Below are 16,269 nucleotides of genomic sequence, written 5' to 3'. Positions count from 1 at the left end.
GTCCGGGGCGGGATCACCGCCCGCGGAACCCGGCCGCACGGCGGCGTCCGTTGCCTCCGAGCCCGTGCGCTCCGTGCCCGCACTCGCGTTCGCATCCGTCACGGAGCCCGCACAGGCCCCCGGGCTCGCATTCGCGACCGAGCCGGTGCCCGTTCCCGCGCTCGTAGGCGCCGGGCCCGTACGCGGATCGGGCACCGTCCCCAGCGTCCTCACCGTTCCCCGCTGCGGGACCACGGCCGCGTACGGAGCGCTGCCCTCCGTGACCCGGCCCGCCTTCGCCGCCTCCGCGTCCGCCGCCTCCGCAACCGCCCCCTCGGGAGAGGACGGTCTGTCGGAGGGGGGCGGACCCGGCGTCTCTTCGCCCCGTTCCTCCCCGGGCGCGGTGGCCCGTCGCTCGCCGACCGCACCGGTGGCCGCGGCACCGGACGGAGCGGCGAACTCCTGGTCGTCCTGCGGGATTTCGATCCGCTCGACCCCGCAGGGCACGCTCGCCGTCGCATACGGAAGCCGCAGCACCCCGGACGGTGTCCACACCCCGGCGCCGGTCAGCCAGCCCTCCGGCGCCGCGAACTGATGCAGCCGCCGCCCCGCCGGACGCCACACGCCCAGCCAGGAGCCCCAGGCCCCGTCGACGCGCAGCGCCACCGCGCAGCTCTCCGGGGTCAGCACCTGGCCCGGCTGTACGGCGAAGGGGGTCATCACCGAGTCCGCGGGCCGCAGGCACTCGGGGAACCGCACCGGGCGCGAGCTGCCCAGCACCCCCCAGCCCAGCCGGTCGTGACCGGGGGCGTCAGAGCGGATCAGCAGCAGTCCGCTCTCCGGATCGGCCAGCAGCAGCCGGTCGTCGCTGTCCTCCGTGATCTGCAGCAGCGGTGACACCTCACCGCCGCGCCCCAGGTCCACCGCGACGGACTTGACGCGTCCGCCCCGCTCCGCCTCCTGGTCGAGTGCGAGCATCCGGCCCGCACGGTCCAGCCACACCCCGCCGGAACAGCGCCCCGGCACCCGGGCGACCAGCTCGGGGCCGTACCCCCCGCCCGCCACCAGCCAGACCGCGGTCGACCTCTCACCCGGCACGAGCGCGTACGCCCCGCAGTCGCCGGGAGCGGGCGGCAGCAGCGAGACCGGCCCGCCGTCGACCGCGCCGAGCAGCACCTCACCCGTCTCGGGACCGGTCGGGTAGAGCAGCGAGAAGGTGTGCCGCTCCCCGGCCCTGCGCCTGATCAGCACCCGCCCGTCCACGAGCGGGAGCACCTCGCTGTCCGGCTCCTCCGGCCGGCTGCCGGGCAGCGGCACCGCGTAGGGCTCGGGGCCGCCGAGGGTCCAGCGCTCCGGGAACCACAGCTCGCCGCGCGGCGCCAGCCGGGCCCCGTAGGAACCGTCCGCGGCGATCACCAGGCCGACCGGCCGCCGGGGCGCGCCGCCCTTCTCCGTCACCGTCTCGATGGCACAGGCTGTCATCAAGCCCTCACCTCCGGTGATCGAAGCTAGTTTCGCGGTCCCCTCCGGACAACGACAGCCACCGCACTTCACACATAAGGGTGGCGGTCTCCCGGTCCTGCCCGGCCGGACCGCACGACTGTGCCCCGCCGGAGACCCGGCGGCCGACAGGAGACCGGGCCGCGGGGGACAGGTAGCCTTGCCTGCGTGCCCCGCCTGACTGAAGTCATCGCCGCCCTCGAAGCCCTCTGGCCCTCCGAGCGGGCCGAGCAGTGGGACGCGGTCGGCACGGTCTGCGGTGACCCGGAGGCCGAGGTCACCAGGGTCCTCTTCGCCGTCGACCCGGTCCAGGAGATCGTGGACGAGGCGGTCGGACTCGGCGCCGATCTGCTGATCACCCATCACCCGCTCTATCTGCGCGGTACGACGACGGTCGCGGCCTCCCACTTCAAGGGGCGGGTCGTGCACACCCTGATCAAGAACGACATCGCGCTGCACGTCGCCCACACCAACGCCGACACCGCGGACCCGGGCGTCAGCGACGCCCTGGCCGGCGCCCTCGACCTGCGGGTGACGGGGCCGCTGGTGCCCGACCCCGCCGACCCGGCGGGCCGCCGGGGCCTGGGCCGGATCTGCGAACTCGACCACCCGCTCACCCTCGCCGAGTTCGCGTCCCGGGCGGCCGCCCGGCTGCCCGCCACCGCGCAGGGCATCAGGATCGCGGGCGACCCTGGCCGCACGGTCCGCACCGTCGCCGTCAGCGGCGGTTCGGGCGACAGCCTCTTCGACCGGGTGCGCGCGGCCGGCGTCGACGCCTTCCTGACCGCCGACCTGCGTCACCACCCCGCCTCCGAGGCGACCCAGCAGACCGCGCTCGGGCTGGTGGACGCCGCGCACTGGGCCACCGAGTGGCCCTGGTGCGAGCAGGCCGCCGCCCAGCTCGACGAGATCTCCGACCGGCACGGATGGGGTCTGCGGACCCATGTCTCGCGTACGGTCACCGACCCGTGGACCGCCCACGCGGCCTCCGCCCCGGACACCGGCGCCCCGGCCTCCGCGCCGGACACCACCGTCCCGCCGACGGCGGGCGGCGCGGGCGCCCCGCCCGGGGGCAGCGAGCCCGCCGCCCCCGCCGACTCGTAACCCACCGTCCTCCCGGAAGTGCCGTACGCGCCTTTCGGACACCCACCCTTCTGGAGCCCCCAACTGAACGCCGCGCCCGCCGACCAGATCCGACTCCTCGACGTCCAGGCACTCGACGTCCGGCTGTCGCAGCTCGCCCACAAGCGGGAGAGCCTGCCCGAGCACGCCGAGATCGAGGCCCTGAACTCCGACCTCAACCAGCTCCGTGACCTCCTGGTCGCCGCGCAGACCGAGGAGAGCGACTGCGCGCGCGAGCAGACCAAGGCCGAGCAGGACGTCGACCAGGTGCGCCAGCGCGCAGCCCGAGACCAGCAGCGGCTCGACTCCGGCGCCATCACCTCGCCCAAGGACCTCGAGAACCTCCAGCACGAGATCGTCTCCCTCGCCAAGCGCCAGGGCGACCTCGAGGACGTCGTCCTGGAGATCATGGAACGCCGCGAGTCCGCGCAGGAACGTGTCACCGAGCTCACCGGGCGGGTCTCCTCCGTGCAGGCCAAGGCCGACGACGCGACCGCGCGCCGCGACGCCGCCCTGAGGGAGATCGACGCCGAGGCCGCCACCGTCACCAAGGAGCGCGAGGTCGTCGCCGCCTCCGTGCCGGCCGACCTGCTGAGCCTGTACGAGAAGCTGCGCGTCCAGCAGGGCGGCATCGGCGCGGCCCGGCTCTACCAGCGACGCTGCGAGGGCTGCCGGCTGGAGCTGAACATCACCGAGATCAACGAGGTGCGCGCCGCCGCCCCCGACACGGTCGTACGGTGCGAGAACTGCCGCCGCATCCTGGTGCGCACCTCCGAGTCGGGCCTGTAGTCGCCGTGGGCCGCACATTCGTCGTCGAGGCCGACGGCGGTTCCCGGGGCAACCCGGGGCCCGCGGGATACGGCGCGGTCGTCCTCGACCCGGACACGGGCGAGACACTCGCGGAGACCGCCGAGTACATCGGCGTCGCCACCAACAACGTCGCCGAGTACAAGGGGCTGCTGGCCGGGCTGCGGGCCGCGCACGCCCTCGACCCGGAGGCGAGCGTCCGGGTGCGGATGGACTCCAAACTGGTCGTCGAGCAGATGTCCGGCCGCTGGAAGATCAAGCACCCGGACATGAAGCCGCTCGCGGCGCAGGCCCGGCTGGTCTTCCCGCGCGAGCAGGTCACGTACGAGTGGATCCCGCGCGAGCGCAACAAGCAGGCCGACCGGCTCGCCAACGAGGCGATGGACGCGGGCCGGCGCGGCAGGCAGTGGGAGCCCTCGGGCTCCACGGCCTCCCTCGACGCGCGCGCCGCCCGGGCGGCCGCGGTCACCGCGCCCGGGACTCCCGCGGGCCCGCCCGGGGACGCGGCGGCGGGCGCCGCGAAGGCGCGGGCCGCCCTCGCGGGCGGGCGTGCCGCGGAGACGGCGCCGCCGCCGTCGTCGGCCGTGGCCGCCGGGCGCCCCCCTGCCCAGGCGGTACGGCCCGCCGCCGAGGCGGTACCGCTGTCCACGGAGGAGCAGGGGTCCGTCGGCTGGGGCTCCTCCGCCGACGTGGGGCCGCCCGCCACCTTCGTCCTGCTGCGCCACGGCGAGACGGCGCTCACCCCGTCCAAGCGGTTCTCCGGCAGCGGCGGCACCGACCCCGTCCTCTCGGACGTCGGCCGGGCGCAGGCCGAGCGGGTCGCGGCGGCACTCGCCGCGCGCGGCACCGTCCAGGACATCGTCAGCTCCCCGCTGCGCCGCTGCCGGGAGACGGCCGCCGCCGTCGCCGCGCGCCTCGGGCTCGACGTGCGCATAGAGGAAGGCCTGCGCGAGACCGACTTCGGGGCGTGGGAGGGGCTGACCTTCGCCGAGGTGCGCGAGCGGTACCCGGACGACCTCGACGCCTGGCTGGCCTCGCCGAAGGCCGCCCCGAGCGGCGGCGGCGAGAGCTTCGCGACCGTGGCCCGCCGGGTCGCGGCCACCCGCGACCGCCTCCTGGAGCGCTACGCCGGCCGTACGGTCCTCCTCGTCACGCACGTGACCCCGGTCAAGACGCTGGTCCGCCTGGCCCTCGGCGCTCCGCCGGAGTCCCTGTTCCGGATGGAACTGTCGGCGGCGTCGATCTCGGCGGTCGCCTACTACGCCGACGGGAACACCAGCCTGCGCCTGCTGAACGACACGTCACACCTGCGCTGAGTCCGGGGCCGCGCACCGGATCGCACATCACGTCCGGTGCGGGCCCCGGCTTCTGGACCGTCCGGCCCTGTGGCCGCGGCCCTTCCGGGCCCGCGGCCGCGCTGCCCCGCCGCGGCACGTGCCGGGCGGCGGCGTTCACGTCGGTGTACACGGCGGCGGGCGTCCGCCCAGCGCGGCGGCCTCGCGGGCCAGCTCCTCCACCCGTCCCCACTCCTTCGCCGCGAGCGCGTCCGGCGGCACCATCCACGTGCCGCCGACACAGGGGACGTTGCGCAGGCGCAGGTAGGCGGGGGCGGTGTCCTGGGTGATGCCGCCGGTGGGGCAGAAGCGGGCGGTGGGCAGCGGACCCGCGAGGGAGCTCAGATAGGGGACGCCGCCCGCGGGTTCGGCGGGGAAGAACTTCATGCCGGTGAGGCCGCGCTCCAGCAGTGCGACGACCTCGGAGACGGTCGAAACCCCCGGCAGGAACGGCACGCCCGACGTCACCATCGCGTCCAGCAGCCGCTCCGACCACCCCGGGCTGATCAGGAACCGCGCACCGGCCCGTACCGCCTCCGAGACGTCCCGCGCGGTCAGCACCGTGCCCGCGCCCACCACCGCTTCCGGCACCTCCGCCGCGACGGCCCGGATCGCGTCCAGGGCGGCCGGCGTGCGCAGCGTGACCTCGACGGCGGGCAGACCGCCGGCGACCAGCGCCCGGGTCAGCGGTACCGCGTCGGCGGCGTCGTCCAGCACCACCACGGGGACCACGGGGGCCAGATCGAGGAGGGGCATGGCGGCAGTCATGGAGGCATCCTGCCCGCCGCCCACATCACCCGCAACGAGCGTTGCGCATGATGCAACGCTAGTGGATCTCGGTCACCACCACATCCACCGACCACGGCTTTCCGCCCCGCAGCGGCGCCTCGGCCTCGACGGTGTACCCCAGGTCCCGCAGCGCCTCGACGAGCTCCGCGGGCCCCTCCGGCGCGGCCCCCGCCACCAGGAGGTCGCGAACGATCCGTCCCTTCGTCGCCTTGTTGAAGTGGCTGACGACCGACCGCTTCTCCACCCCGTCCACGAGCTGGGAGTGCAGCACTCGCACCGAGGCCGTGCGCTCCGCCGCCTCACCCTTCCGCTTCCACGCCGCCGCGTACGCCGACGACCGCAGGTCCAGCACCAGGCCGGCGCCCGCCGCCTCCGGCATGACCTGCGCCATGTGCGGCCGCCAGTGGGCGGCCAGGGGCCCGAGGCCCGGCAGGCGCACGCCCATCGAGCAGCGGTAGGAGGGGATCCGGTCGCCGATCCCCACAGCGCCCCAGAGTCCGGAGAACACCAGCAGCGAACGTGCGGCCCGCCGCTTCGCCGCCGCGTCCAGCTCCGCGAGGCCCAGCGCGTCGTACAGCACACCCGTGTAGATCTCCCCGGCGGGCCGGGCCGGGGCGGTGCGCAACGCGGCGTTCTTGGCGATCTCGCCGCGCAGTCCCTCGCTCAGCCCCAGCACCTCGCGGGCCTTCTCCCCGTCCGCGGAGCACAGCTCGACGAGCTCGTCGAGGACGGCCGCCCGCGCCGGCGCCAGCCCCGGCAGGGACAGCGAGCCGGTGTCGAGGGGTGCCCCGCGCCCCGGGGAGGCCTTGCCTTCGGACGGCGGCAGCAGGACGAGCACGGTCGGTCTCCTTCGGTACGAGCGGGAACGGGCCCCGCAGCAGCGTAATGCCGCGTTGCGGATGCCCGGCCTCCGGCCGTGGACACCACTGCGCCGGGAGTCCTCGCGGGCGCGCGCCTGCCGCCGGGGCAGGGGCCGGGGCAGGCGGCCTGGGGAGCGCCCGAGGGCGGAACGGGACCGCCGGGGCAGGCCGCCGGGCCGAGGATTCGCGTCAGGCGAGCGGATCCGGGGACGGAAACGGTGACGGAGTCTGCGACGGGGACCTGGCCGGCGCGAGTGCGGCCCGCACCCGCGTGAAGGGCGGCGGGCTCGTCGGCGTGGAACCGCAGCCGCGTGACCCGCTCGCGCCGGCCGAGCGGCCGGGTGAACTCCACGGGCCCGTCAGCTCCACCGTCACCGTCGTCTGTCCGCCCGCGATCGGATCGAGCGTGCCGTCGTCCGCCGTCCGCACCAGCCGGCCGTCGGGGAACCGCCGGTCGACGCGCACCGAGCCGATGAGCGCCGCCGGGACGCGCAGGTCCGCCAGGGCGCCGTAACGAAGCCGCAGCGACCCGTCCGGGCCGACGACATGCGGCCGGGTGACGCAGGAGGCGTGCAGGGCGAGCATCAGCAGGACGCCGTACACGTCCACGACCAAGGTGATCCGGTGCACCAGGGGCCATGGGACCGCCACGGCCAGGACGACCGTCTCGACCACCGACACGAAGACGAAGCCGTACATCGTCGCGGTCTGCGGGCCGGTGTACGGGGCCGGGTGGTCGCCGTCCCGTACGCCGTGCCTGCGGCGCAGGATCCACAGCGCGAGGCTGTACATCGAGCGCGGTTCGTGGGCGAACAGCCTGCGCAGCACGGTCGCGGTCCTCATCGGGCGGCCGCGCTCCCGGCGCAGCGCCGCGTACACCTGGTCGCGGGTGTCCGGGTCTGCGGCGGTGTCGAGCGCAGTACAGACGTTGACGCTGCGGCAGGGTCAAGGGCGGGCACCACCGGCAGCGCGGGCGACGCACGCGAAAGGGCTTCGGCGGCACGGGAACGTGATCGTGTGCCACGATCGAGTGAGGATCTCCCCTCTCACGGACGGCCGGTGCACCGATGTCCCAGTCTGGCGAGCGACCGAGGAAGGAGCGCGACATGACGGCCATGGCGCATGCCCCGCGCACGCAGCAGGACGTCCTGCTGGAGGGCTTCCTGGCGCTGGACACGCCGGAAGGCTTCCGGGCCGAGCTGATCGAGGGGGAGATCGTTGTGACGCCGCCGCCGGACGGGGACCACGAGGACTACATCGGCCTGATCGTGAACCAGGTGATCAGGCGTGCCCGCACCGACATGCAGTTCTCCGGGAACAAGGGCCTCAAGCTGCGGAGCGGGGGTGTCTGTCCCAAGAACCACGCCATCCCCGACGGCACCTTCGCACCCCTGTCGTTGCGACTCTTCCGCGGCGCCGAGCCCTGGATGCCCTGCGAGGGCGTGGCCATGGTCGCCGAGGTGACCTCCACCAGGCCGGACGGCGACCGCGAGGCCAAACGCCGCTGCTACGCACGGGGCGGCATCCCCCTCTACCTCCTCGTCGACCGGGAGAGGTCCTCCCTCACCCTCTTCAGCGATCCGGAGGACGACGACTACCGGCAGGACATCCGGGTGCCCTTCGGCAAGCCCCTCCCGCTGCCCGAACCGTTCGGCTTCGAGCTGGAGACGTCGGACTTCGTCTGAGCCGCCCCGTGCCGCCGGGTAGCATGGTCCCCACGGCAGACGAGCCGGGCGGACGGCCGCGTGGGGATCCTTTTGGATCTCCCCGAGGAACGTCCGGGCTCCACAGGGCAGGGTGGTGGGTAACGCCCACCCGGGGTGACCCGCGGGACAGTGCCACAGAAAGCAGACCGCCGGGGGCCTCGGCCCTCGGTAAGGGTGAAACGGTGGTGTAAGAGACCACCAGCGTCCGGGGTGACCCGGACGGCTCGGTAAACCCCACCCGGAGCAAGGTCAAGAGGGGCCGCTGTAAAAGGCGGCCCTGCGCGGACGTTCGAGGGCTGCCCGCCCGAGTCCGCGGGTAGACCGCACGAGGCCGGCGGCAACGCCGGTCCTAGATGGATGGCCGTCTCCCCGGCCGCCGCGAGGCGACCGGGCGACAGAACCCGGCGTACAGCCCGACTCGTCTGCCGCTTTTTTCACGCACTGCATAGGCCACCAATCGCCCTTCTGGTCCTCACGCACCACAACCGCCGCCTGAGCCACACCAGAATGCGCTGCGAAGTGCGACCCTCGGCAGATCGTCGCAGACGCCCGGCGGGTGCTACCGGACTACATGACGCCGACGACCCTCACCGAGGTTCCCTCGATCCCGCTCACCCCGAACGGAAAGCCGGACCCGGCCCGGCTCCCGGTGCTCGTCGCGTTCACGACCCCGGCCACCCTCGCTGCCACCCATCGGATCCGGTCCAGCCCCTGCTCCCTGGCCAGCACGTTGTCGGTGATCCGCTGAACACCGGGGTCCAGCCAATCAATCCCAACGCACCGTGGGTGGTGCAGCGCCAACCTATTCCCGAGGCAACCCGCTTCGTCGGCCGGGAGGGACTGCTGGAGCAGATCGTCACCGCGCTCACCCCATGCCACCGTACGGCTGTCCCGCTCGTCGGCCTCGTCGGCCCGCCCGGCATCGGTAAGACAGCGCTCGCGCTGCGCGCAGCGCACCGGCTCAGCTCCGTGTGTCCCGACGGGCAGTGGTACGTACGCCTCCGCGACGCCCGCGCCGGAGTCCGGTCCGTGCACGAATCATCGCCGAGTTGCTGCACGCCTCCGGCGCCGACGGCTCCGCCCTGCCCACCGAACGGCACCAGCTCACCGGCGTGCTCCGCAGCCGACTCGCCGACCGGCGCGTGCTCGTGGTCACCGACGACGTCAACGACAGCGAACGGGTCTTCGACCTGCTGCCCGGCTCGCCGAGCTGCGCCGTGCTCGCCCTGCACCGCGAGTACCGGCCCGACCTCGTCTCCGTCCACGGTGCCCGCAGCTTCTCTCTCAACCTGCTGTCGCAGAAGGAGAGCGAGGAGGTTCTCACCGCCGTCCTCGGCCGGGTCCCGGAGACTCTGTGCAGGACGGCCGTCACCGAGCTCGTCGCACTGTGCGGCCGGCTCCCGCTCGCCCCGCGGATAGCGGCCGGACACCTCGCCGGACGGCCCTGACGCTCCGTCGAGTCCTTCGTCGAGGCGTTGCGCGAGGGTGGCCGCTGGAACTCCTCGCCCTCGGCGACAGCCCGTCCACCGCCGTACGGGCCGCATTCAGCGTCGCACACACATCGCTGCCGGCGCCGTCGCCGGTTCTTCCGGCTCCTCGGCGGCGTGGGCGACATGGCCTTCACCGCCCAGGCATTGGGCCGCCGGATACGGCGGCGCGGCATCAAGATCGCCGAGAGGAACTTCACCACGACGCGCACCGCCAAGGACCGCGTCGGCCGCGGCACGCACATTGCCGCGACCGCGACCGTGGCTGGCAGCGGCAGCGGCAGCGGCAGCGGCACCGGCACCGGCACCGGCATCGGCATCGGCACTGGTGCCGGTGCCAAGTCGGGCGGCAGGTGGGTCACGGTCCCGGCGACGGTTACTGTGGGCGCCTTGCCGGCGTCGTCCGTCGTGGCTCCCCGCGCCTGCCGTCCTGGATTTCCAGCCGCCCATGTCCCGCGTGCCGCTGCCGGGTATGTGAATTGGCATTCCGCATGGGCCTCGCGGGCAGTAATTTCGGTGCAGTGGGCCGACTGTCCCGTCACCAGGACAGTATGGGATGACCGAGAGGGCAGGAGATCCGAGTGGAGAAGCGGCAAGCTCGTTCGCGGCATTACCTCATGTGCGAGCCGACATTCTTTGAAGTCTCCTATTCCATAAACCCGTGGATGAACCCTTCGCGCCCCACATCCACGGAGCGCGGACTCGCCCAGTGGAAGACGCTGCACGACCTGCTGGCCGACCTGGGGCACACCGTCGAACTGATCGAACCCGTCGCCGGACTGCCGGACATGGTGTACTCCGCCAACGGCGCGACGGTCGTGGACGGCCGTGCGCTGGTCGCCCGCTTCCGTTGCGAACAGCGCGTGGAGGAGTCCCCGGCCTATCTGGACTGGTTCCGGGCGCGCGGGTGGGAAGCCCGGCAGGCCGAGTCCGTCAACGAGGGCGAGGGTGACTTCCTGTACATGGGCGACGTCATCCTGGCGGGCACCGGATTCCGCAGCGAGCCCAATGCGCACGACGAGGCAGCGGAATTCTTCGGAAAGCCCGTACTGGGTCTGACGCTGGTCGACGACAGGTACTACCATCTCGACACGGCTCTTGCCGTGCTCGACGACAACGAAATCATGTACCACCCCGAGGCGTTCTCTCCGGAAAGCAGGGAACTGCTTGAGGAGCGTTTTCCGGACGCCATTATCGCGGACGCGTCCGACGCGGCGGTATTCGGTCTCAACGCCGTGTCCGACGGCCTTCACGTGATGGTCGCGCAACAGGCCGAGCGGCTTCCCGACCAGCTCCGGGAACGCGGATTCGAGCCCATCGGCGTCGACATGACGGAACTGCTCAAGGGCGGCGGCGGTGCCAAGTGCTGCACCCTGGAACTCCGCGAGCGCGAATGAGCCGCCGGGGCAGGTCAGAGAGGGTTCACGCGGTACAGCGGGAAGTACGAGCCGATCCTGCCGTTCGCGTAGTCGTCGGCCAGCTCGGGCACCTGGTCGAAGTCGTAGATCACGTCGGATCCCTTCGGCGCTATCCAGCCCTCGGCCTCCATGAAGTCCCGGATGTCCGGTGAGTCCGGCAGCCGCCACACATGGGTGTTCACATGGATGTGCCGGCTGATGGCCTCGGCTCCCCGCAGATGCGACACGCGCATCCCCGCCTTCCAGCCGCATGTGGTGACGACGCCCTCGCGGGCCAGCGCCGTGAGGGTGACGTCGTACAGGGGCTCGCCGATGTTGTCCACGAAGATCGAGGCCCCGTGGCCGTCGCTGAGGTCGTCGACGAGCTCCAGGAAGCCCTCGACCGACGTCCGGCGCCGCCGGTGCCGTTCCCGGTCCGCGCGTTCCCGCCGGCCGGGCAGGGAGAGGTCGGGGAACCGGCGGCGGTCGACCGGCGTGATGCCGTTCTGCCGCAGGAAGGCAAGCCGCTCGTCCGAGCCCGCCGTCATCGCCACCCGGAACCCCGCCCGCTTGGCGAGCAGCAGCTCGGCGAAGGCCACGCCGCCGCCCCACCCGAACACCAAGTGGCCGACGGGATCGTCGTCGGCGACCTGCGTCCGCCAACAGCCGTACGCCTTGTGCCAGTTGTCCCAGGCGGTGAAGTACCGCCCGTACGTGGCCCACTGGGGCAGCGAGTACGCCGTGCCGTCCGGGACCGGCAGGAGCAGGCGTGCGTCCAGCTTGGTCCGCTTGGCCAGCAGCCCGATGGTGCCGGGGCAGTCGTAGGCGTAGGCGAGTTCGGCGTAGTCGTAGCGGTCGAGCTTGCCGAACGGCATGAGCAGGCACAGGTCCCCTTCACGGACCCGGGCCTCCCGCCCGCCCGCGTTCACCTCGAGCACGCGCACCACGCCCAGGTTGCCCAGGACCACCGCGTCCTCGCCGCGGCTGCTGCAGACGTCGATCGGTGAACGGGTCAGCGCGTGGTCCATGTTGGCCTCCCAGGAGCCGAGGATCGGCTCCACCAGCGCCTCGCCTTCCTCCAGAGGGCCGAAGGAGAACCGGCCGCGGCGCAGCGCGCGGCCGGGGCCGCCGTCGTGGGAGCCGGCCGTCGCGCCGGAGCGCAGGACCCAGGCTTCTGGTGCGTGGATGACAACCTCCTGTGATCGAGTACGTTCCCGGGTCCTCGGCGCGCTCAGGGGGCCGGGACGGCCGGCAGCCGGTAGTCCACCGCGACACCGCCCCACGCCTCGCCGGCGCCGTAGGCCACGGCCCCGAGCCGGCCGGCGGCGGGGAGACAGCCGGCGTCCAGTTCCGCGGCGAACGCCAGCGGGATCGAGGCGGACGAGGTGTTCCCGGAGTTCTCGATGCGGTTCACGAAAGGCACGTCGAGATGGGCGCTGAAGCTGCGGACCTGTTCCAGGATGCGGCTGTTGGCCTGGTGGCCGACCAGGACGGTCGGCGCGGGGCCGTGGTCGAAGAGGTACTGCGCCGATTCGGACATACGGCGCACGGCGCGGTCGTACACCTGCATCCCGTCGAGATGGATGCCGCCCGCCTCGGTCTCCCGCATGAGCCCCTCCTGGGAGCCGTCGCAGCCGGCGACCCGGCAGAAGCCCGTGAACTCCGCGCGGTTCTCCAGCAGGACGGCCGCGGAGCCGTCGCCGAAGAGGCAGGCCGTCTGCCGGTCCGCGCGGTCCACCATCCGGGACATGGCCTCCACCGAGCACACCAGGACCGACCGCGCCTGTCCGGCGTCGCAGAAGGAGAGCCCGGTGACCAGGCCGTAGACGAAGCCGCAGCAGGCCGCGTTCATGTCGAGGGCCAGAACCGAGGGCCCCAGCCCGGCGAGCTGGGCCACCTTCTGCGCGATACCCGGGATGCGCTGCCGCACCGAGGTGCTGACGACGATCAGGGCGTCGATCGAGGAGGGGGCGTCCGTCCTGGTCACGATCGGCGCGCAGGCCTCCGCCGCCACCTCCGCCAGCGGGGTCTCGTCCGGCAGCCAGGAGCGGGATCCGATGCCGCTGCGGCGCCGGATCCACTCGTCGGTGAGTCCGATCGACGCGAAGTGGTCGTTGTCGATCCTCCGGCCCGGCTTCGCGGTGGCGATGTCGACGATGCCCGCGCTCATCCCCGGCTCGCCAGCTTCACGAAGTAGGCGGTGAACTCGTCCAGGAAGGCGAAGCCCGCGGTCTCCTTGAGGTCGCCCTTGACCTGGAGCTCGCGCTCCAGGCGCTGGTGCAGCTCGACCAGGTCGAGGGAGTCGAGGTCGACCTCGCCGACCGGCCGGGCGAGGTCGTCGGGGCCCAGCGACGGGTCGCGCTCGCGCAGTTTGGCCAGCATGGTGTCCGCGATACGGCTTTCGATGTCGCTCATGTTCCTTCTCCGTTCGGATGACTGGCTCATCGGATCCCGGGGGCTACTCGGCCGCCAACCGGTACAGCACCTCACCGGACTTGAGGACCGTGCCGGCCGTGGCGCAGTGGGCCGCGACCCGGCCGTCGCGCTCCGCCACGATCTCCGTGCTGGCCTTGTCGGTCTCGACGACCGCGACGGCGTCCCCCCGCTCGACCCGGTCGCCCACACCGGCGACCCACTCGATCAGCAGGGCCTCGGCGAGGCCGTGCCCGAAGCCGGGGACGTGCATGTCCACGAGGGAATCGCTCACTCCGTCATCACCAGCACCTCGTCCTTGATCTCCTGGACACCGATCAGGTAGTCCTTCTCGAAGTCCGCCGGGGGATAGGCGCGGCGGGCGGGCGCCAGCCGGCGGACCGGCCCCCTCAGCGCGTCGAAGCCGTGTTCGGCCACGGCCGCGGCGATCTCGGCACCGATGCCGACGTCCTTCGACCCCTCGTGCACGATGAGCAGTCGCCCGGTGCGGGCGACGGACTCAAGGACCGTGTCCAGATCGAGCGGGGCCACCCAGCGCAGATCCACCACCTCGACGTCGACATCGGGGCCGAGCGTGTGCGCCGCTTCCAGCACCTCGTGGGTGATCGCGCCGTACGTGGCGATCGTCAGGTCCGTGCCACGCCGCACCACCCGGGCCGCGGTCGGCGACCTCGCCGGCTCCGGGTCGCGGGCGGGGGTGTTCCGCCGCCAATACAGGCGGATCGGCTCGTACATCACCACGGGCGAACCGAGCGTCACCGCGTACCGCAGGATCTGGTCGGCGTCCTCGCCGGTGGAGGGGCAGGCCACCGAGAGCCCCGGGACGCGGGCGAAGAGCGCCTCGTTGGACTCGCTGTGGTGCTCGACGCCCCGGAACCCGCCGCCGGTCGGGATTCGCACCACCAGGCTCGGGCTGATCCGTCCGTTCCACCGGCCGCCGATCCGGGCCGCCTGGGTCACCAGCTGGTTCACCGCGGGATAGGTGAACCCGTCGAACTGGATCTCGCAGACCGGCACCAGCCCGCTCATCGCCATGCCGACGGCCTGGCCGACGATGGTGGACTCGGCCAGCAGCGCGTCGCGCACCCGGTCCCCGCCGAAACGTTCCCTGAGGCCTCGGGTCACCCGGAACACACCGCCCAGGCGTCCGATGTCCTCGCCGAGCAGCAGCAGTCTCGGTTCCTGTTCGAGCAGGTCGGCGAGGGCCGCGTTGATCGATTCCGCCAGGCCGGCGGAGCGTACGGTGCTCATCACGCGTACTCCTTCATCAACCGCAGGCGCAGCTCCCGCACTTCGGCGTGAACGGCGTCCAGCCACACGGTGTCCACCAGTCCCAGGCCGCTCAGCCGCGCCGCGTACGCGGTCACCGGATCCGCGGCCCTGGTCCGCTCGATGTCCTCGGCGGTTCGGTAGACCTCCTGGGCGTCGGAGGTCGAGTGACCGTGGATACGCCCCACCTGGATCTCGACGAGGTACGGCGCCCGCTGCCCGCGGACGTGGGCGGCGGCCCGGGAGCAGGCCGAGAAGACGGTCTCCGGGTCCTGGCCCGGGATCCGGGCGGACTCGATCCCGAAACCCCGGGCGCGTTCGGCCAGCGAGGTGTGCATTTGCTCCTCGGCCGGTTTCGAGATGGCCCAGCCGTTGTTCTGGCAGACGAACAGCACGGACGCCGACTCGACGGCGGCGAGGTTCATCGCCTCCGACATGTCGCCCTCGCTGGTGGCGCCGTCGCCTATGTACATGACGACGAAGTCCTCCAGCCCCTGGAGCCGTTGCCCGATCGAGTAGCCGACGGCGTGCAGCGTCTGCGCGGCCAGGACCAACGTGTAGGGGAAGAACCGCAGCCGGCGCGGGTCCCAGCCGCAGAACGTGCGGCCGGCCCACTGTGCGAACAGTTCGTCCGGCGTCACGCCCCGTAGGAGGGCGACCGCGTGCTCGCGGTAACTGGGGAAGACGGTCGGGGCCGGGCCCACGGCGAGCGCGGAGCCCACCTGCGCGGCCTCCTGCCCCTGGCAGGAAAGCCAGAGGTCGAGCGCGCCCTGCTTCTGGAGTTGGCGACCCTCCTCGTCGATGCCCCTCGCCACCAGCATGTGCCGCAACAGCGACCGCCGTGTGTCGTCGTCGGGATCTGTCGCGTACTCGGATTCTGACTTCAAGGCCATTGATCACCAGTCGCAGGTTCGTCGATGAGCTTTCTGGCGTCGTGCAATTGACTGCGCGCGCTCTCGATCGCCTCGGCGCAAGGAGATTGGCTGAACCCGAATTTGAGCAGGCCCATTCACGGGTCACTGATCGGTCATGGTGGCACACAACCCCGGTGGGATACAGGTTCTGGCGGGCGAGCGGGAGTTCAGCGATTCTGCCGCCCTTGCGGCGTTGACGGTCGAGTCTTACGGTCCCGTACGGTGGCACCGGCGTCCCAGGTGACTGCGGATGCCGGGTGTCCCGTCGACAGGACAACGCCGTCGGTGAACTCGCCCGGCTCTGGCGATTTCCTCTCTCGAGTCACCCTGTTTTCCCATCCCGAGTCACTTCGTGACCGTTAAGGACGGTGGCAGTGAGCACGAACCCTTTCGATGATGAGAACGGCCGCTTCTACGTCGTGGTCAACGACGAGGACCAGCACTCCCTGTGGCCGGTATTCGCCGAGGTGCCCGGAGGCTGGCGCGTGGTCTTCGGCGAGGCGGCCAGGACCGAATGCCTGGAGTACGTCGAGCAGAACTGGACCGACCTGCGCCCGAGGAGCCTGCGGGAGGCCATGGCGGCGGACTGAACGCCGGCCGGACCAGCGGGAGGAGCTGACGCGAATGAAGGTTGTGGGGGGCGTTCTGTGAGGACCGCGAGCAGTCACGAGG

17 protein-coding genes, 1 other RNA gene and 1 pseudogene are annotated in these 16,269 nt (G+C 72.4%); 9 read left to right on the top strand and 10 right to left on the bottom strand.

Annotation, left to right across the window (positions count from 1 at the left end; genetic code table 11):
- On the bottom strand, positions 1-1,461 hold a 1,461-nt coding region (locus GUY61_RS01115; protein WP_398953768.1), incomplete at its 3' end, for a hypothetical protein.
- A gap of 186 nt (positions 1,462-1,647) precedes the next feature.
- Here GUY61_RS01115 and GUY61_RS01110 point away from each other — a divergent pair.
- From GUY61_RS01110 to GUY61_RS01105, 3 genes are all read left to right on the top strand, one after another.
- Positions 1,648-2,583, top strand: coding sequence for a Nif3-like dinuclear metal center hexameric protein (locus GUY61_RS01110; protein WP_166628110.1), 936 nt, complete (start codon positions 1,648-1,650; stop codon positions 2,581-2,583).
- A gap of 63 nt (positions 2,584-2,646) precedes the next feature.
- Complete coding sequence (locus GUY61_RS38970) at positions 2,647-3,390, top strand: zinc ribbon domain-containing protein (protein WP_208105406.1); 744 nt, start codon at positions 2,647-2,649, stop codon at positions 3,388-3,390.
- A 5-nt stretch (positions 3,391-3,395) separates the two neighbouring features.
- Positions 3,396-4,724 carry a bifunctional RNase H/acid phosphatase gene (locus GUY61_RS01105; RefSeq protein WP_313896444.1) on the top strand — a complete coding sequence of 443 codons (1,329 nt, stop codon included), beginning with the start codon at positions 3,396-3,398 and terminating at the stop codon, positions 4,722-4,724.
- Positions 4,725-4,859: 135 nt separating this feature from the next.
- Here the strand turns inward: GUY61_RS01105 and eda are convergent, their stop codons facing one another.
- The 3 genes from eda to GUY61_RS01090 form a co-directional block, all read right to left on the bottom strand.
- On the bottom strand, positions 4,860-5,510 hold the full coding sequence (eda, locus tag GUY61_RS01100; RefSeq protein ID WP_166628109.1) for a bifunctional 4-hydroxy-2-oxoglutarate aldolase/2-dehydro-3-deoxy-phosphogluconate aldolase: 651 nt from the start codon (positions 5,508-5,510) through the stop codon (positions 4,860-4,862).
- A 58-nt stretch (positions 5,511-5,568) separates the two neighbouring features.
- Positions 5,569-6,369 (bottom strand): peroxide stress protein YaaA, encoded by an 801-nt coding sequence (gene yaaA, locus GUY61_RS01095; protein WP_166628108.1) that lies wholly within the window; start codon positions 6,367-6,369, stop codon positions 5,569-5,571.
- Positions 6,370-6,580: 211 nt separating this feature from the next.
- The gene (locus GUY61_RS01090; RefSeq protein WP_313896443.1) at positions 6,581-7,234 is read right to left on the bottom strand and encodes a hypothetical protein; all 654 of its coding nucleotides are present in this window, start codon (positions 7,232-7,234) and stop codon (positions 6,581-6,583) included.
- Between the two features lie 272 nt (positions 7,235-7,506).
- On the opposite strand from GUY61_RS01090, the gene GUY61_RS01085 reads away from it, so the two are divergent.
- The 5 genes and pseudogenes from GUY61_RS01085 to ddaH all read left to right on the top strand — a co-directional run bounded on the left by GUY61_RS01085 (position 7,507) and on the right by ddaH (position 10,981).
- Positions 7,507-8,076: a Uma2 family endonuclease gene (locus GUY61_RS01085; RefSeq protein ID WP_166628117.1), complete on the top strand. Its 570-nt coding sequence runs from the start codon at positions 7,507-7,509 to the stop codon at positions 8,074-8,076.
- A gap of 40 nt (positions 8,077-8,116) precedes the next feature.
- Positions 8,117-8,522, top strand: an RNA gene (rnpB, locus tag GUY61_RS01080) — RNase P RNA component class A.
- A gap of 82 nt (positions 8,523-8,604) precedes the next feature.
- A pseudogene (locus tag GUY61_RS41755) lies at positions 8,605-9,006 on the top strand (hypothetical protein); the annotation flags it as partial.
- Positions 9,007-9,146: 140 nt separating this feature from the next.
- The gene (locus tag GUY61_RS39565) at positions 9,147-9,545 is read left to right on the top strand and encodes a hypothetical protein (RefSeq protein WP_243766080.1); all 399 of its coding nucleotides are present in this window, start codon (positions 9,147-9,149) and stop codon (positions 9,543-9,545) included.
- Between the two features lie 620 nt (positions 9,546-10,165).
- Complete coding sequence (gene ddaH / locus GUY61_RS01070; protein WP_398953761.1) at positions 10,166-10,981, top strand: dimethylargininase; 816 nt, start codon at positions 10,166-10,168, stop codon at positions 10,979-10,981.
- Positions 10,982-10,995: 14 nt separating this feature from the next.
- Here ddaH and GUY61_RS01065 read toward each other — a convergent pair whose 3' ends face one another.
- The 6 genes from GUY61_RS01065 to GUY61_RS01040 all read right to left on the bottom strand — a co-directional run bounded on the left by GUY61_RS01065 (position 10,996) and on the right by GUY61_RS01040 (position 15,570).
- The gene (locus GUY61_RS01065; RefSeq protein ID WP_313896442.1) at positions 10,996-12,042 is read right to left on the bottom strand and encodes a zinc-binding dehydrogenase; all 1,047 of its coding nucleotides are present in this window, start codon (positions 12,040-12,042) and stop codon (positions 10,996-10,998) included.
- A gap of 170 nt (positions 12,043-12,212) precedes the next feature.
- Entirely contained in the window at positions 12,213-13,151 is a 939-nt protein-coding gene (locus tag GUY61_RS01060; RefSeq protein WP_166628106.1) for a ketoacyl-ACP synthase III, read from the bottom strand.
- Positions 13,148-13,396, bottom strand: a complete 249-nt coding sequence (locus tag GUY61_RS01055) for an acyl carrier protein (protein WP_166628105.1) — start codon at positions 13,394-13,396, stop codon at positions 13,148-13,150. Before GUY61_RS01055 ends, GUY61_RS01060 begins: the two co-directional genes overlap by 4 nt.
- A 43-nt stretch (positions 13,397-13,439) precedes the next feature.
- Positions 13,440-13,688, bottom strand: a complete 249-nt coding sequence (locus GUY61_RS01050) for a lipoyl domain-containing protein (protein WP_313896441.1) — start codon at positions 13,686-13,688, stop codon at positions 13,440-13,442.
- The gene (locus GUY61_RS01045; protein ID WP_166628104.1) at positions 13,685-14,665 is read right to left on the bottom strand and encodes an alpha-ketoacid dehydrogenase subunit beta; all 981 of its coding nucleotides are present in this window, start codon (positions 14,663-14,665) and stop codon (positions 13,685-13,687) included. The genes GUY61_RS01050 and GUY61_RS01045 overlap by 4 nt, the downstream gene beginning before the upstream one ends.
- Positions 14,665-15,570, bottom strand: coding sequence for a thiamine pyrophosphate-dependent dehydrogenase E1 component subunit alpha (locus GUY61_RS01040; RefSeq protein WP_243766079.1), 906 nt, complete (start codon positions 15,568-15,570; stop codon positions 14,665-14,667). The genes GUY61_RS01045 and GUY61_RS01040 overlap by 1 nt, the downstream gene beginning before the upstream one ends.
- Before the next feature lie 401 nt (positions 15,571-15,971).
- Here GUY61_RS01040 and GUY61_RS01035 point away from each other — a divergent pair, with 401 nt between their 5' ends.
- Positions 15,972-16,187: an MbtH family protein gene (locus GUY61_RS01035; RefSeq protein WP_166628103.1), complete on the top strand. Its 216-nt coding sequence runs from the start codon at positions 15,972-15,974 to the stop codon at positions 16,185-16,187.
- Positions 16,188-16,269: the final 82 nt, after the last annotated feature.

Source organism: Streptomyces sp. GC420 (assembly GCF_009916105.1).
In the GTDB taxonomy this organism is placed as follows: Bacteria; Actinomycetota; Actinomycetes; order Streptomycetales; family Streptomycetaceae; genus Streptomyces.
The sequence above is the reverse complement of the archived record's forward strand: the minus strand, read 5'-3'. Positions and strand labels throughout refer to the sequence as shown.

Bases quoted from the DNA above. Each gene is read 5' to 3' on its own strand.
- eda (WP_166628109.1), bottom strand. From the start codon at position 5,510: ATGACTGCCGCCATGCCCCTCCTCGATCTGGCCCCCGTGGTCCCCGTG.
- GUY61_RS01090 (WP_313896443.1), bottom strand. From the start codon at position 7,234: ATGAGGACCGCGACCGTGCTGCGCAGGCTGTTCGCCCACGAACCGCGC.
- GUY61_RS01085 (WP_166628117.1), top strand. From the start codon at position 7,507: ATGGCGCATGCCCCGCGCACGCAGCAGGACGTCCTGCTGGAGGGCTTC.
- GUY61_RS01060 (WP_166628106.1), bottom strand. From the start codon at position 13,151: ATGAGCGCGGGCATCGTCGACATCGCCACCGCGAAGCCGGGCCGGAGG.
- GUY61_RS01055 (WP_166628105.1), bottom strand. From the start codon at position 13,396: ATGAGCGACATCGAAAGCCGTATCGCGGACACCATGCTGGCCAAACTG.
- GUY61_RS01045 (WP_166628104.1), bottom strand. From the start codon at position 14,665: ATGAGCACCGTACGCTCCGCCGGCCTGGCGGAATCGATCAACGCGGCC.